Annotated in this window: 10 protein-coding genes, 2 tRNA genes and 1 pseudogene; 2 read left to right on the top strand and 11 right to left on the bottom strand. The window is 44.5% G+C overall.

Annotated elements, in window-relative coordinates; genetic code table 11:
- Positions 1 to 38 precede the first annotated feature (38 nt).
- From AC3Y23_RS12920 to AC3Y23_RS12880, 9 genes and pseudogenes are all read right to left on the bottom strand, one after another.
- Positions 39 to 952: pseudogene (locus AC3Y23_RS12920) on the bottom strand (LysR family transcriptional regulator).
- A 190-nt stretch (positions 953 to 1,142) separates the two neighbouring features.
- Positions 1,143 to 1,215: transfer RNA gene (locus tag AC3Y23_RS12915), tRNA-Lys, on the bottom strand.
- Between the two features lie 12 nt (positions 1,216 to 1,227).
- Positions 1,228 to 1,303 (bottom strand) — tRNA-Ala (locus tag AC3Y23_RS12910).
- Between the two features lie 192 nt (positions 1,304 to 1,495).
- The gene (locus AC3Y23_RS12905; protein ID WP_379199433.1) at positions 1,496 to 2,410 is read right to left on the bottom strand and encodes a sensor histidine kinase; all 915 of its coding nucleotides are present in this window, start codon (positions 2,408 to 2,410) and stop codon (positions 1,496 to 1,498) included.
- Between the two features lie 15 nt (positions 2,411 to 2,425).
- On the bottom strand, positions 2,426 to 3,223 hold the full coding sequence (locus AC3Y23_RS12900; protein ID WP_379199431.1) for an ABC transporter permease: 798 nt from the start codon (positions 3,221 to 3,223) through the stop codon (positions 2,426 to 2,428).
- Complete coding sequence (locus AC3Y23_RS12895; RefSeq protein WP_379199979.1) at positions 3,216 to 4,139, bottom strand: ABC transporter ATP-binding protein; 924 nt, start codon at positions 4,137 to 4,139, stop codon at positions 3,216 to 3,218. Before AC3Y23_RS12895 ends, AC3Y23_RS12900 begins: the two co-directional genes overlap by 8 nt.
- A 92-nt stretch (positions 4,140 to 4,231) precedes the next feature.
- On the bottom strand, positions 4,232 to 4,912 hold the full coding sequence (locus tag AC3Y23_RS12890; RefSeq protein WP_379199429.1) for a response regulator transcription factor: 681 nt from the start codon (positions 4,910 to 4,912) through the stop codon (positions 4,232 to 4,234).
- Positions 4,890 to 6,623 (bottom strand): ABC transporter ATP-binding protein, encoded by a 1,734-nt coding sequence (locus AC3Y23_RS12885; protein WP_379199427.1) that lies wholly within the window; start codon positions 6,621 to 6,623, stop codon positions 4,890 to 4,892. Before AC3Y23_RS12885 ends, AC3Y23_RS12890 begins: the two co-directional genes overlap by 23 nt.
- A 2-nt stretch (positions 6,624 to 6,625) precedes the next feature.
- On the bottom strand, positions 6,626 to 8,395 hold the full coding sequence (locus AC3Y23_RS12880) for an ABC transporter ATP-binding protein (protein WP_379199425.1): 1,770 nt from the start codon (positions 8,393 to 8,395) through the stop codon (positions 6,626 to 6,628).
- A 222-nt stretch (positions 8,396 to 8,617) separates the two neighbouring features.
- Between AC3Y23_RS12880 and AC3Y23_RS12875 the strand changes: the two genes are divergently transcribed.
- Complete coding sequence (locus AC3Y23_RS12875) at positions 8,618 to 9,553, top strand: EamA family transporter (protein ID WP_379199423.1); 936 nt, start codon at positions 8,618 to 8,620, stop codon at positions 9,551 to 9,553.
- Positions 9,554 to 9,702: 149 nt separating this feature from the next.
- Here AC3Y23_RS12875 and AC3Y23_RS12870 read toward each other — a convergent pair whose 3' ends face one another.
- Positions 9,703 to 10,542, bottom strand: coding sequence for an oxidoreductase (locus AC3Y23_RS12870; protein ID WP_379199421.1), 840 nt, complete (start codon positions 10,540 to 10,542; stop codon positions 9,703 to 9,705).
- A gap of 197 nt (positions 10,543 to 10,739) precedes the next feature.
- On the opposite strand from AC3Y23_RS12870, the gene AC3Y23_RS12865 reads away from it, so the two are divergent.
- Positions 10,740 to 11,195, top strand: coding sequence for a MerR family transcriptional regulator (locus AC3Y23_RS12865; protein WP_379199419.1), 456 nt, complete (start codon positions 10,740 to 10,742; stop codon positions 11,193 to 11,195).
- Positions 11,196 to 11,362: 167 nt separating this feature from the next.
- Here AC3Y23_RS12865 and AC3Y23_RS12860 read toward each other — a convergent pair.
- The coding region (locus AC3Y23_RS12860) for an immunoglobulin-like domain-containing protein (protein WP_379199417.1) at positions 11,363 to 14,850 on the bottom strand (3,488 nt) is incomplete at its 5' end.

Here is a 14,850-nt window from a genome sequence, read left to right as displayed (position 1 = left end):
CATAGTTTTAGGCTATATCAACATTTAATGAAGGCATTTCAAAAATGGTTTAAATTGTTGGCAATGCGGCGTAACGCAGATAAATAGATTTCTCCTAATCTGGAGGGGATATAATCTTTATGAGTAATAGTCCCTACTTGAATGATTTCATCCACTTCTAGCGGTACAGCTGTAATATCATCTCCATGTAGAAGAGAAGGGAATACCCCTGTAGCTATGATATACGCATTAACCCCAATGAGCAGATTGTTCACCGCAGCGCGATCAGTTACTTTTATACTTTTTTTATGCTCAAGAGTGCTCAATATTTCTTCAGAAAAATAGAAGGAGTTTTGGTCACCTTGTTCAAAGCTCAGGCAAGGGAATTCCTCCAAATCATTTAGAGATACGGAGCTTTTGAGAGCCAAGGGATTTTGCTTGCTAATAAAGATATGAGGGCGTACGGAAAAAAGCTCCGAAAAAACAAGATTACTTTTTTTAAAAACTTGCGAATAATGGACTCATTAAATGTGCTTAAATAGATAACACCCAATTCGCTTTTCAGATTTTTTACATCTTCAATGATTTCAAAGGTTTTCGTTTCACGTAAAGTAAAATCATATTCATCAGCACCATATTCCTTAATCAGATCTACGAATGCATTAACTGTAAACGTGTAGTGCTGCGTAGAAACTGAGAACCGCTGTTTAGAGGGAGTAGAGACCAGATACTTTTCTTCTACCAGTTCTGTTTGTTGAATGATTTGCCGTGCATGTCCTAAAAACTCTGCGCCCGCATTGGTAACAATGATCCCTCTATTCGTTCTTACAAAAATATTTATTCTTAGTTCTTCCTCCAATTCCTTTATGGCTGCGGAAAGACTAGGCTGCGAAATAAACAAACTTTTAGCTGCATCGGTAATTGAACCCTTGTTCGCCACTTCTATCACATACTTCAATTGGGTCAGTGTCAACCTCGTCTCCCTCCTCATCTTTTAGTTTGCTTGATCATATTAAATCATATTATGTACACCAGCGCGGAATCCTCTATTCATTCTGAAACTAAATATAAAAAAGGTACCGCAGGGTACCTTCTTAAAGTAAGATCTATTGTACTTGTATGAATGTACGAAAAAAACGGCATCTCTGCCGTTTCTTCTGTGATGGACTCTCAGGGACTCGAACCCTGGACCAATTGATTAAGAGTCAACTGCTCTACCAACTGAGCTAAGAGTCCATATGATGTTCTTGGTGGAGCCTAGGGGGATCGAACCCCTGACCTCATCGCTGCCAGCGATGCGCTCTCCCAGCTGAGCTAAGGCCCCACGTTATATCTTTTTGCCGGCTGTATTAATACTACCTGCTGTGCTCCAGCAATCCGTAGCCCCGAAGGACTTGTCTTTTTTCAGGAAGATCATTTCCTTCAGTCGACTTTAATATCATATAAAAAATAAGCTCACCTGTCAACACTTTTTTGCAGGAAATTTTGAAGCATTTATTTTAGCTGCAAATCCTCATCAGTCTACACTCCCACTTCCATGATAAGCCGGAAGTTCGACAACAATCTCAAGGTAGCTTTTCTCAAGAGATGCCGACACGCTTCCGTTCATCCGCTCCACCAAAAGTTTCACGATAGCAAGACCTAACCCTGTTCCCCTACTTCTGGCGTGATCACCCGTATAGAACCGGTCGAACAACCGCGTAACATCAAGAACAGCGCCATTGTCCACGGGATTACCGAATGAGAGAATGATCTTGTCTTCCTGATGTTTCAAGCGAATATGCATCTGGCCAGATGCATATTCACAGCCGTTGCGGATCAAATTATTCACGATTCTGGCGAGCATCTCCCTGTCAGCAAAGGCAAATCTTGGCGGAGTCTCCTCAATTTGAACGGACAGCCCCCTCTCCTCCAGCAAGGGCACCGCTGCCGCTACACCCTCTGCGATCAGGTTCCCCACGTTCACCTTTTCCCTTCGACATTCCGGTTCTGCGTTCAACAAATATGTATATTCGAAAAAAAGCTCGATCAGCCGACCCAATACCTCAGTATGCTTCCGGGCAATACGAAGCTTCTCCTGCTGGTCAGAAGGTAAATCACCATTCGCCATCAGCTGTTGATAGCCTTTAACCGCGGTTAGTGGTGTTCGCAAATCATGGGAAATGTTCGCTATAAGCTCCTTGAAGTTCTTTTCCTCACGAATGGCTTGAAGACGGAGGTTCTCCTCCGCCTTTAAGCATTGATTAATATGAATGGCCAGAGAATTAAGCTCCTTACTCAAGAGGTCCAGACTTACCGGTTGCCGTGTATGCTCGGCCAGCCGTTTACCCAGTTGGCGATTGATGCTGCGCAGCTGCCAGTGAATAAAAACAATATACGCACCCAGCAGCAGAACCAGTACAATTAATACCCCCAATGCAATCGCCAACATCTTCACAGCCTTTCCTTACTTGATTTCAGATTTTCTAAATGCCGTAAAGGTGACGGTCAGCATGATTGCAATAAAAATTATGCTGATACCGATCGTTTGCGCCATATCGCTTGCGGTTGTCTCCAGCGTCATAAGAGCATGTTTGCTTCCGTAAGGGGTAAGCGAGAAGATACGGCTCAGCACCGACGAGCTCTCACTTCCACCGACTAGTTGTGCACACAGAACCGAGAAACCATAGTAGATAGCAACCACGAACACAGGCTTTTTCAGAAAAAAAGCAAGCGGTACACATAGGCTTAGCTGAGCTATATAGACAATAATCAAAGTCAGCATAATCCCCGCCATCTTCCCGATTTCTGGAATCCCGAACACGGTGCCGCTTTCCGCCGTCAGTAAGTGCAGGAAGCCTATTCCCACTGAACCGACATCGAATGTATACCCTGTACCAAGCCCAACCGCCGTAACAATTGCATACGGCAACAAGAGCATCATTAAAGCAACAGCGAGCGCAGCAGCTTTGCTGACGATGATAGTGTATCTGCGGGAGCCGCTAGAAATTGCGTTATGAATCGTTTTGTTCTCAAAATCGCCGCATATGATCATACCCGCGATCACCGCTCCAAGAATACAGATCACGTTCATGTCGGAGAACATGAATTCAATGCCTGTCATACGGGTGTCAATCTTACCAAGCGGAATCAGATAGGCCATCACCGTTGAAATGAGCGCACTTGCCGTTGTCAGACCCATTAATACTTTGACCGCCTGTGATTTCATCAACTTGAAAAGATCAGCCCGGATCAGATTAAGCATCCCGTTCACCCCCTAAACAAGAGATGAAGTAGTTCTCAAGCGTTTCGCCTTCAACATTAAACTTGGTGACAATAATCCCATTGTCATGAATGGCCTTGGCGACCAACTCCAACTGATCTAAATAATCATAAAGTTTGACCGTGCGATCCGGCATAACCTTATAGTTCAAGGTGCCAAGCTCCGTCTCTAATACACTTGCCAGCTTCTCTGGCTGATCACAGCGAATTAGAATATGATGGCTGCACCGTTCATCAAGCTGCTCCTGAGTGAGCGTCTGCTTAATCTCTCCCTTGTGAATAATGATATAGTTGGTCGCGGTCTGATACAGCTCAGGCAAGTTATGACTGGAGATAAGAATAGCCATCTGCCGCTCTTCACAGAGCTGCCTTAGCAAATTACGAATTTCGATAACGCCGAGCGGGTCCAGCCCGTTGATCGGTTCGTCCAGAATGAGTAATTCCGGGCTACCCAAGAGAGCGATAGCAATGCCAAGCCGCTGCTTCATGCCAAGCGAGAAATCTCTTGCTTTCTTCCTCCCCGTGTCTGCCAGGCCAACCAACGCCAGCAGCTCATCCTCAATCTCCATGTTAGGGACACCTCGCATCATCCGATGCAGCTTCAGGTTCTGTTTTGCAGTCATATACGGTACAAATCCCGGGTGCTCAATCATGCAGCCCAGCCGTTTCCGCTCCTCTTGAAGCGCGTTCTCTCCGCTATGACCAAATAGCTCAATACTGCCTTCTGTCGGAAAAGATAATCCGGCCAGCAGACGCATCAGGGTCGTTTTGCCAGCGCCGTTTTGGCCGATCAAGCCATAGATATGTCCCCCTTTTAAGCGGATGGAAACTTGGCGTAGCGCCGTATAATCACCGTAGTTTTTACTCAGATGATGGGTCTGTACAACGTATGAGTTCATTTTACTCACCTGCCCTTTCTGCCCCCCAGTATAACGATGACAAGTTTAGAAAAGGTTAAGGCTGACATTGAAGAAGTAAAGAAACCGATAAGTTATCCGTGATGCAGCCTATAGCCCAGTCCCCAAACCGTTTCTATGTACTCCTCTTCCGGGTTCACTTTTTTCAGCTTACTTCTCAGATTGCTGATATGCGTCTTCACCGCATTGTCATCCCCGAGGTATTCGTCCTGCCAGACCGATTCGTACAAATTCGCTTTGGTGAACACTTTACCCCCATGCTTGAGCAGCATCTCAAGAATCATATACTCTTTGGCGGTTAGCTCAATCTCTGTACCACCCGCCGTCACGCGTTTAGCACTCTCATCCAATAGCAAATCCTTGTGGCGCAGCATCCTGCTTCCCGGTTGATCCCGCCTTGAACGGCGCAAATTGGACTCCACCCGTGCCACCACTTCCCCTAAGTCAAATGGTTTCGTAATATAATCGTCCGCACCCAGCTTCAGGAGATCGATTTTTGTACCGACGAGATCCTTCGCGGAAATGATAATGACAGGGACATCGGAGAACTGGCGCATCTCTTTCAGAATTTCATCCCCGCTTTTGTAGGGAAGCATAATATCGAGCAGCACCAGATCATATGAACCATTGTGAATTTCCCGCAATCCATCCGCCCCTGTATAAGCAGACTGAACGCGGTATCCTGCAGCACTAAGCGACTCCGCCAGCATGTGATTGACATCTTCCTGGTCTTCAATAATGAGGATTGTATTCATTAAGAACCTCTCGTTTCTGAAACTTCTTATATAGTCCCTGATTACGCATTAATTCGGCATGGGTTCCTTCTTCTTCAATCCTGCCTTCATTCATGACAATAATTCGATCAGCTAGCGAAACTAGACTTAGACGATGAGTGATGATAATAGCTGATCTATCTTTCAAGTAAGATTTCAGAGAGGCCACTACTTGCTGCTCTGTAGCGTTATCCAAGGCAGACGTCGGCTCATCCATGATGAACAATTCACACTCTTTATGTAAAAAAGCTCTGGCTAAAGCAACTCGCTGCCTTTGTCCACCCGAAAAATCACTTCCTTGCTCACTGATCACCGTATTATATTTATCAGGTAATTGTTCTATGAATTCTTCAAGCCCAGCTTGTCGGGCTGCGTAGTGTATATCATGATCAGCTGCTTGATCATTAGCTAACTTGATATTTTCTTTTACCGTCCCAGAGAATAGATATGGCGATTGATTCACATAAACCGATTGACCATGGAGCGACACCGTTCCTAGCGTGGGTTCATATAGACCACAGCATAATTTTGCAAAGGTAGATTTGCCCGAGCCACTCGGTCCAATGACGACTACAGTCTCTCCCTTTTTCAAATCAAAGTTAATCTGATTCAGAATAGCCCTGTCACTAGATTCAGGCTGCAAAGATACATCTCTAAGGGACAACACTACATTGGTACAAGAATCCTCCGACTCTTTCTTCTCATTGCGTTTAGGTCTTATTGCTGCTGTATTATTAGTCTTTCCTACAAATTCATATATTCGCTGAAACGCTCCGATCCCCTCTTGCACGCGGCTATACTGATCTGACATACCAATGACCGGCCAGACTACAAGCTCAAATAGCACACTAAACGTAATAATCGTCCCAGGAGTTAGGGCATTTCTCGAAGAGGCAATCGCGATAAACACTAATGCCACAATGTAAATGAGTTGGAATCCACTCTCCGTAAAGGTACTACTCATCGTGTTCGTCATTGCAAGTTTGGTTTGTGCCTCGTTGAGATCTTTCCTTCGCTGCATAAATGGATTAAGGTATACTCCGCTCGCATTAAAAACTTTAGCAACGGTATATCCCTGGATATATTCTTGTGTTGTCTCTCTGAGCGCCCGTTCCTTCTCTTGCACATCGCCTGCCTCGGTACGAATTCTCTTGTCAAACATGCGGCCGATCCAGAACAAAAGAGGTGCACTTATTGCTCCAATCAAGGCTAATACAACATCAATTCGGATGAGGTAAACAAACGATAAAATAATTAGAATAAGTACGGTTACAAATTCAATGAAGGCATCAATAATTTGTGAACTATGCTCCACATCGTCCTTCACCCGGGTGACCAGATCTCCGGAATGATATTTTTTCAATTTCTGATAAGGCATATGGTTTATAACTTCAAACAATCTAAGCGTTATATCTCTATGTACATAACCGAGTAGCTTAACGATGAAATGCCGATGGAGCGCTAATAAGATAATCCCTGCAAACAGCAAACAAATCACAAGTTTAATAACATAGAACAATCTCTCTATCGTACCCTGGTCTGCGGTATCAATGAACAGACCCTGGATTTTAGCTACTCCTAATTCAAAGGCAATATCTACCCCGATCAACAATGGGAGGAAGATAAGAATTATCCAGTAGCGCTTTACATAGTGAAAAAGAAGGGACAAGACCGCCCTGGTATTGATCTGCATCTTCAACTGATGTTACTCTCCCTCTTCATATTCTCTTCTTGCAGAAAACTGAAATACTCCCCTTGCTTCCTTACTAAATCTGCGTGTGTCCCTACCTCTGTCACTCTTCCACCCTCCACAACAATAATCGTATCGGCATGCTGAATCGTGTCCAGCTTGTGGGCAATAACGATCGTCGTCCGATCTTTAGCAAGAGCTTGCAATGATTGTCGAAACTTTCTTTCATTTTCAACATCCAACGCTGAAGTAGGCTCATCAAGCAAAAGAATCTGGGGATTGCGTAAATAAACTCTGGCTAGAGAAAGACGCTGTACTTCCCCGCCTGACAACTGAACACCACGTTCCCCAATGGCCGTGTCATACCCCTGCGGAAGCGCACTGATATAATGATGGATATGCGCTAATTTGGCAGCCTTCACTACTTCGTCCATAGGCACATTTTCTAATCCGAAGCAAATATTCTCCTTAATAGAACCAGAGAATACAATGGCCTGTTGTGAAACATATCCAATACGGGATCTCCACTCCGCCAGCGGGATCTCATGTATAGAGACATCGTTGTACAGAATTTCTCCTTTTTCAGGAGTATAGAGTCTTAGCAATAATTTCAGGATCGTAGATTTACCCGAACCGCTGGGTCCTACAATCGCTGCCATCTGTCCGCTTTTTATCGAAAAACTTATATCATAGATAGATTTTCTACCGTTGTTATACGCATAATTCACTTGTTTAAGTGTAATATCATGCCGGCCGGGATGGAATACTAGATTCGAATTCTTATTTAGATCATCCTCTTCATTTCGCAAATCTAACAGACTGAATACTCTCTGCGCCTGGGATATCGCTTGAATCATGTCTGTCCATAATCTTGATATCGATAGAAGCGGGTTCGTTAATTGTCCGCTTGTTACAATAAAGGTAGCCAGTGCGCCAACCATCAATTCGCCCTTTAAGACCTGATAGCCCCCGAATCCAAGTGTAAAAATCATTCCGCCAAACGTGGCCATCCTATTCAAAGCGTCAAAGCTTCTTTCCAGAATAGAAATGCGTAGCGATCTTGCCAGCACTTGAAGAAGTCTTCCTTTTAAAACACCTTGAAAGTGTTGCTGCAGCTTATAGGTTCGTACCTCTTCAGCGCCTTGAATCGCTTCTTGAAGGATCGAATCTCGATCCGCCACCTCTTTCCCACGCTTGTCATACTGTACACGTAGAACTCGAGAGATCGGATAAGTAATTGCGGGATAGGCCAGTGTAAAACCAACCAGTCCGAGCGTCAAAGGCAAGCTGAGCCAGCTAAAATACGCCATGGCCATCATAATCTGCAGCAAGTTTGTGATAAACGCCAACAGTTTGTCATTGACCCCAGTTTGCGCATCCGTTACACCGTTCAACAACCGCCCCGCAATGTCGCTGCTATGATAGTTTTCTACATCCTCTACCTTTTTCCGATGAAGTTGGCCCAGTACATGTTTTTGCATATTAGTTATTGAAGCGTTTTTGATTTTCACTGTGACTTGAGTCTGCGTGATATTGATGACGGTCTGCAGAATGATCGTTATTCCAGCAAGTGCAGTTCCATAATACACAAGATGGAGAGATTTCGACGTCGCTCCCGCCACAATATTTCGTATCGCCTCCAGATAGCCCAGATTTACTAAGGTTCCGCAAAGAATAATGATAAATAATAGAATGTATCGCAGCGTTTCTGATTTTGAGAATCTTAGCAATCTTGCAAATGTTCTTCTTGTTGAATAAGCAGTCTCTTGGTCCATGATTAGCTCCTATGTATTGGAATCTTTTCGAATATTTCCAGCCCGCTAACCATGATACATGAACACCTCCCAAGGTAACAAACAATATAACCGTTTTTTATCCTCATCTTTTTTAGCAAAAGAAAAAACCTTGATATACAATGCTTGACTTAGACTATACTCTCAAGCTTAAAGTTCTTCTTGCACCCGCTGCAAATCTACTTTAGAAAAGGTGAATACGATATGAAATACATGGCAGCCGTAATGACGGGCTCAGCATGTTTTGGATTACTTTCTACAATCGCAGTATTGGCTTACGGCAGAGGCTTCCATCTTGGAGAAGTCGTGGGCTCACAGTTTTTTTGGGGATTTATCCTATCCCTTGTCTTTTACTTGGTGAAAAATTTAAGAACGAGCCGCCACAAGCAGAAAGCAGCATTTAGCCAAACGGACGTCTCGAAATTAAGCTGGAAGCAAAAGCTGACGCTTGTCAGCGCTGGTCTTCCACTCGCTGGAGCTGGATTGGTTTACTTTAAATCTCTAACCTATGTACCTGCTTCTGTTGCCATTATTTTATTATTTCAATTTATTTGGATTGGCGCCCTTATCCAGTCCATTAAAGACAGACGTCTTCCGGACCGGATGACCGTTATCGTCATCGTAATTTTGCTGATAGGAACTATGCTCGCCGCCGGTCTTTTGGATGATGGATTTAGAAGCTGGAGCCCGCTTGGCATCCTGTATGGTCTTAGTGCTGCATTGCTGTATTCGTTGTTTATCCTGCTAAGCGGATCTGCCGTACCTAAGGCACCCGCAGCAACTCGAGCAGTATGGATGCTGGCTGGAGGCATGATGCTAATCTTCATCTTGTACCCTCCTGCATTTTTGTTCAACGGGAAGATTTTCGGAGAGCTATTGATCTATGGGGTCGCCCTAGGATTTTTGGGTTCATTTATTCCGCCACTTTTGTTCGCTTATGGTGTTCCCCACGTAGGAGAAGGGATGGCCAGTATACTGGGCGCTACCGAACTTCCAGTCGCTGTGCTTTCATCTTTTTTCATCCTGCATGAGCCGATTAGCCCGCTGCGCTGGGTAGGTGTTCTGATCGTACTAATATCTATCGCCCTGCCGGAAATCATACGACGGTTCACGCACAAGCGAAGTTTCTCTAGGGCCTAAACGACTTCTGGATAAAATGAAAATATACAGAAAACTTGATGATAGGAGGCCACGTTGGTCTCCTATTATTCTAAGTCAAATGGATATCTATCAAAAAAACACCTCCGCCACCCGCTTTCAGCGCGGTGGCGGAGGTGTTCGATATCTAGTTACATTCCGTCTTGGAAATCAGCATTCAAGGCGACTTCCTTTTGTTTTTCGAAATTTTTTAGTGTCTCTGTATATTTGTTCACCGCGAAATGGTAAGCATCTGCTCCAAGCAGCAACCGAAGCGGTGGCTCTTGAGACTCCGCAATGCTGATAATGGCTTCTGCAGCTTTCTTTGGATCTCCAGGTTCTTTGCCTTGGGATTCTCCATTTACAAATGGAGAGATGAGCTCCTCATACTCCTTAATCGATGATTCTGTTCTCGCGGCTGAACGCCCGGACCAATCCGTGCGGAAATTGCTTGGTTCGATCAGCGTTACATGAATATTAAATGGAGCAACTTCTTTGGACAGGCTCTCTGATATGCCTTCAACAGCGTACTTCGTAGCGTTGTAGTATCCCACACCAGGGTATGATACTAGACCTCCAATGGACGATATATTGATAATATGTCCGGAACGCTGGTCTCTCATATAAGGCAATACAGCACTTGTCATGTTCATGAGACCCCAGAAATTGATTTCGAACATCTTCCGGGTCTCTTCTTGGACAGCTTCCTCAATAGAGCTAAAATAACCGACGCCAGCATTATTGACCAGCACATCAATCCGGCCAAATTTCTCCATCGTAGCTCTTACAGCATTTTCAACTTGTTCAGGCTTAGTAACATCAAGTTCTACGGCCAGAATGTTATCTGTATTCCCGCTGACAAGATCAGCAATGGAATGGAGATTTCTCGCAGTAACAACAACCTTATAACCGGCCTCAATCGTTGCTTTGGCAAGTTCTCTGCCGAATCCAGTGGAACATCCAGTGATGATCCAGACGCTATTTTTACTCATTTTATTCTCCCCTTAAGTCTAAAATTTGATTACAATCAAACTGTAAACTTGAGAGTAAAGTCTAAGTCAAGCTTCATGCATCATAAAAAATCAGGAGTGCTTACATCTCAACCTCAAGCTATGCATAGCTTTTTGACTTAGAGTATAGTCTAAGCCGTATAATCATTTACTACGTTTTTAAAAAGGTGGTTTATTCATTGGGATATACAGTTAGTGAAGTTGCCGAGATGAGCGGAATATCTGCACATACATTACGCTATTATGACAAGCAGGGATTATTGCCTTTTGTAGATCGGAATAAGGTAGGGAATCGAGATTTTAAAGATAGTGATTTTGAATGGCTAGGAGTCATCACCTGCCTGAAAAAAAGCGGGATGCCCGTGAAAAAGATCAGGCAGTATATTGAATGGTCCATGGAAGGAGACGCTACCTTAAATGAGCGGCTGGAAGTATTCGAAAACCACAAAAAGGTGGTTATTGAGAAAATAGCTGAAATGCAAAATTATCTGGAGAAAATCGATTTTAAAATTTGGTTTTACCAAACAGCGATTGAATCTGGAACAGCAGCGATACACACCCAAAATAACTGTGTATTTACTGAAGGGATGGACTTACCAACGGTTCCGAATCTTCATTCACCAGAACTGCAGTAACTTACACGTTGCTACTAACCACTAAAAAGCCTGAATCAACGTGCTACCTCATCTTCTTAGCACTAACATAAAATCAGGGCAGCATGGCTGCCCTGATTTTATGAAAACTGCCCCCTCGGTCGTCTAGTTACGAGACCTTGGGGGCAGCTTCATTTTTTTGCCGGATGCTAGATTAAGTTAGATTTTTGCAGTAGCTTCGCTATAATCTTGGCAACTTCCGCTCTTGTAATTGCATCCTTCGGTGCAATGGTAGTATCGCTCTTACCTGTAACGATGCCTGCTTTCACACAAGCGGCGATACTCTCCTTCGCCCATGCGGAGGATTGGGATGAATCTTTAAATGCGGCAAGCAGCGTATCTGCTTCACCTTCTTTAAATTCCACTTTCAAGCCGGTAATTTTCATAGCTCTAGCAATCATAGTCATAGCCTGTTCACGAGTGATTGGATCCATCGGCCCAAATTTACCGCCATTGTATCCATCAATAATGCCAAATTCAAGCGCAGTCTGGATCGACTCAGCATACCAAGCCGTATCTTTCACATCGCTGAACGGATTACCTTTGGAATCCCCATGCTTCAAGCCTAAGGCCCTTACTACAATAGCTGCAAATTCTGCACGAGTGATGTCTCTAGTCGGTGTGAAATGTTCTTTGTCCGTACCAAATACCACAAGCCTCGAAGCCAGATCATTCACCTCTGCTTTGGACCAATGACTCTCCACATCCTTGAATTTCAGCGGGTGGTTCACAAGTGTAAAGATACCATTGTACAGGCTTTGGACTTTGGCATAAGGTACCCCGTTAATCGTCTCGACGATGGTTGGGATATGCGCTATTTGTCCGTCTTTACGAATATATACACCTGTAGTTACGTTCTCTGGATTGATACTGCTGGAAAGCTTGATAAGTCTTGCTACATAACGGTTAAATCCGTCAACGTTCACTACTTTTCCGTTGTAGCTTCCAGTAACTTCAAAATCCACAGGAGTTATGAGCATATCAGCTTGGCCGTTCTTAACTTGTTCTTTAATTTTTGCAGCAGTCGCAGCTTCTGTAGTAGAAATGGAAATTTTGAACTTCACATTGTTCAGATCTGACGGATTGCTGAGTGAATCCAGCAGCCCCTTGAGATCGATTGCAGTCACTGGAAAAATATACGTTGCATTTTCCGTTTCAAAACGGAGTACGTTAGACTTCTCAGCCATCAATTTTAGAAGTTGGCCATTGATCTCAACTTCAACGTTATTTACTGCAGTAACTGGAGGCACAGTCAAAATACTCTCTGTTTTCTCCGTTTGAAGCTTTTGAATGATAGCCTCATTATCTACAACGATTGTAATAGCATCCTTATTGGCAGCCCCGCGGACCTCAAGTTTGGCTGTATCCTTTTGGATGACATTATTGATGTACAGATCGATCAGGCCATTTACAGCTTTAATATCACCCTTCTTAACAATCAACAGCATGAATTTCACGATTCTGTTATTGCTGTCCACCTCATAAACACCGATGTATTTATTTACATCTGCGTCAGCTCCCTTAATATCACTTCCTGCAACGTAAGGGTCTAGCACGCCTGCTCCTGTAGGAGCCGCATCTCCGATTCTAGGGGCAGAAATCGTGCTGGAGGACACTTTAACAACCAAATGATTTCCTTTGCCAATATTATCAGCGACTACACTAGTAGTACCCGTTGTGTTGCCCGGTTTAAGGGACGGAGAAGGTACAAAGTCAGTTGATTTTATAGTATCGCCACCACCTGAGCCACCATTCGGACTGCTGTTCGAAGGCTCATTTGAAGTGAAATTGACGAACTGGAAACGACTGAATCGATTAATTTGAATTTCTAGCCCAACCGGTTGATTATTCTCATACTGGACCACACCTGATAGAAGCTCTGTAGTTCCATCCGTATGCTCGACAAATACTCTCAAAGAATCTAGGAATGCCTGTTTATTCTGCTCTGGTATAGTGATTCCATAAAACGGAATGACAACCTTGGTGGCAAAGCCTGAGAAATTCGTTTCGATCTTCCGTGGAATACTCAGAACTTGAATCGTCTTTCCTTCGGCGCTTTGTTTCACCAAAATGTTGCTTGCTGCCACATTCTTGGCTTCATTTTGTTCCTGGGCATCTTTAACCGGAACGAGTCTGAAGTATAAGTCTGTTCCTTTATCTGCCGAATCCTTCAATGCCGCAGCGCTCAACTTGATACTGCCTTCATCCGTCTTAATCTCCAGCAATGCATTTCTGTCTGCCATAGCAGCTACAGCGCCTGAAGGGATTTCGATGGCGAATTCATCGGCCTTATCTACCGGAGCATGCTTCAATTGCACAGCAACTGTACGTTTGCTCTCGTCTTTTTCATTTGGATTGATAGCATCCGCTAGGGTCTCTACTTTCGACGGGTCGATAATAACCGTGTCGATTTTGGAGCCATTATTCAGGGTAGTCCTTAGAATCATGAATTCGTCACGGCTGGAAGTATCGCTTGGGTTGACGCTCGCTTCGGCCTGTCTTCCAGTCGGCTGTCTCGTCTGATCCGCTTCTTTACCGACCGTTTTATTTTTCACAACCATAAGGAACGTCTTAGTAATGGAAGCATTCCCTTTTCTAATTACGGCCGTTAAAAGCACATTCTTATCGCTGCTCTGCGGACGATTGACCGCCCCATAAGCTTTACCGTTCTGAAGAGAGATGTCGATCGTACCAGAGTCTAACGATGCCCAGGTAATATTGGTGCCGTAAAGTCCTTGGCCCAGCAGGGTAAACTGACTGGTAACGGATTCCCATGTATCTCCTTCTGTGAACGCAAATGCTTTCTCTGCACTCAAATCTTTGGCTGCCGCACGAACTGCATCTTCATCCGACATCTGAATGACTTTAACGACAAAGGTCTTCGTGGTTTGCGCTCCAGTGAGGTCATCCGTAATCGTTGCCGTCAGGGTAACGTATACGTCCGAATCGTAAGCTCCAGAGCGGTTAACACGTCCGTTCGGGCTGATCAAATCCGGATGACTGGATGTCCATGTAACCGTTGTATGACCGGACTCGCCTTTGGCAGGCAGGTACAGCGTTTTGGTCACATGCTCTGCATGATCGCCATCTTGATACACGATGCTCAAGTGATCCTTATCGTTGTTCAGATCTCCCGACCCTGACTTCACATCTTTGTCTGTAATCACAACTAGGCTGAACTTCACCACTTTGCCCGCTTCGTCTACTTCATAGATACCAACATAACGGTTAACTCGCGCATCCACTCCTGGGATATCGCTACCCGCCGTATATGGATCGATGATTCCAGTTCCTGTTGGTCCGGCATCGCCTGTATTCGGCGTTTCAATCATAGTCGAGGACACTTTTACCACTAGATGATTCCCGGTTCCTGGCGTTACATTCGGAATGCCCGTGGTCCCTGTTTCAGTACCAGGACGTGGCGCTGGCTTGGGATCTAATTCTGGCACAGTTGCTCCATTATTAATATCTTTGGACTCCAACACGATCAGGCTAAACTTCACGACTTTGCCTTCGCTGTCTACTTCATAGATACCAACGTAACGGTTAACTCGCGCATCCACTCCTGGGATATCGCTACCCGCCGTATATGGATCGATGATTCCAGTTCCTGTTGGTCCGGCATCGCCTGTATTCG

This window comes from Paenibacillus sp. MAHUQ-45 (assembly GCF_058133325.1).
The sequence above is the reverse complement of the archived record's forward strand: the minus strand, read 5'-3'. Positions and strand labels throughout refer to the sequence as shown.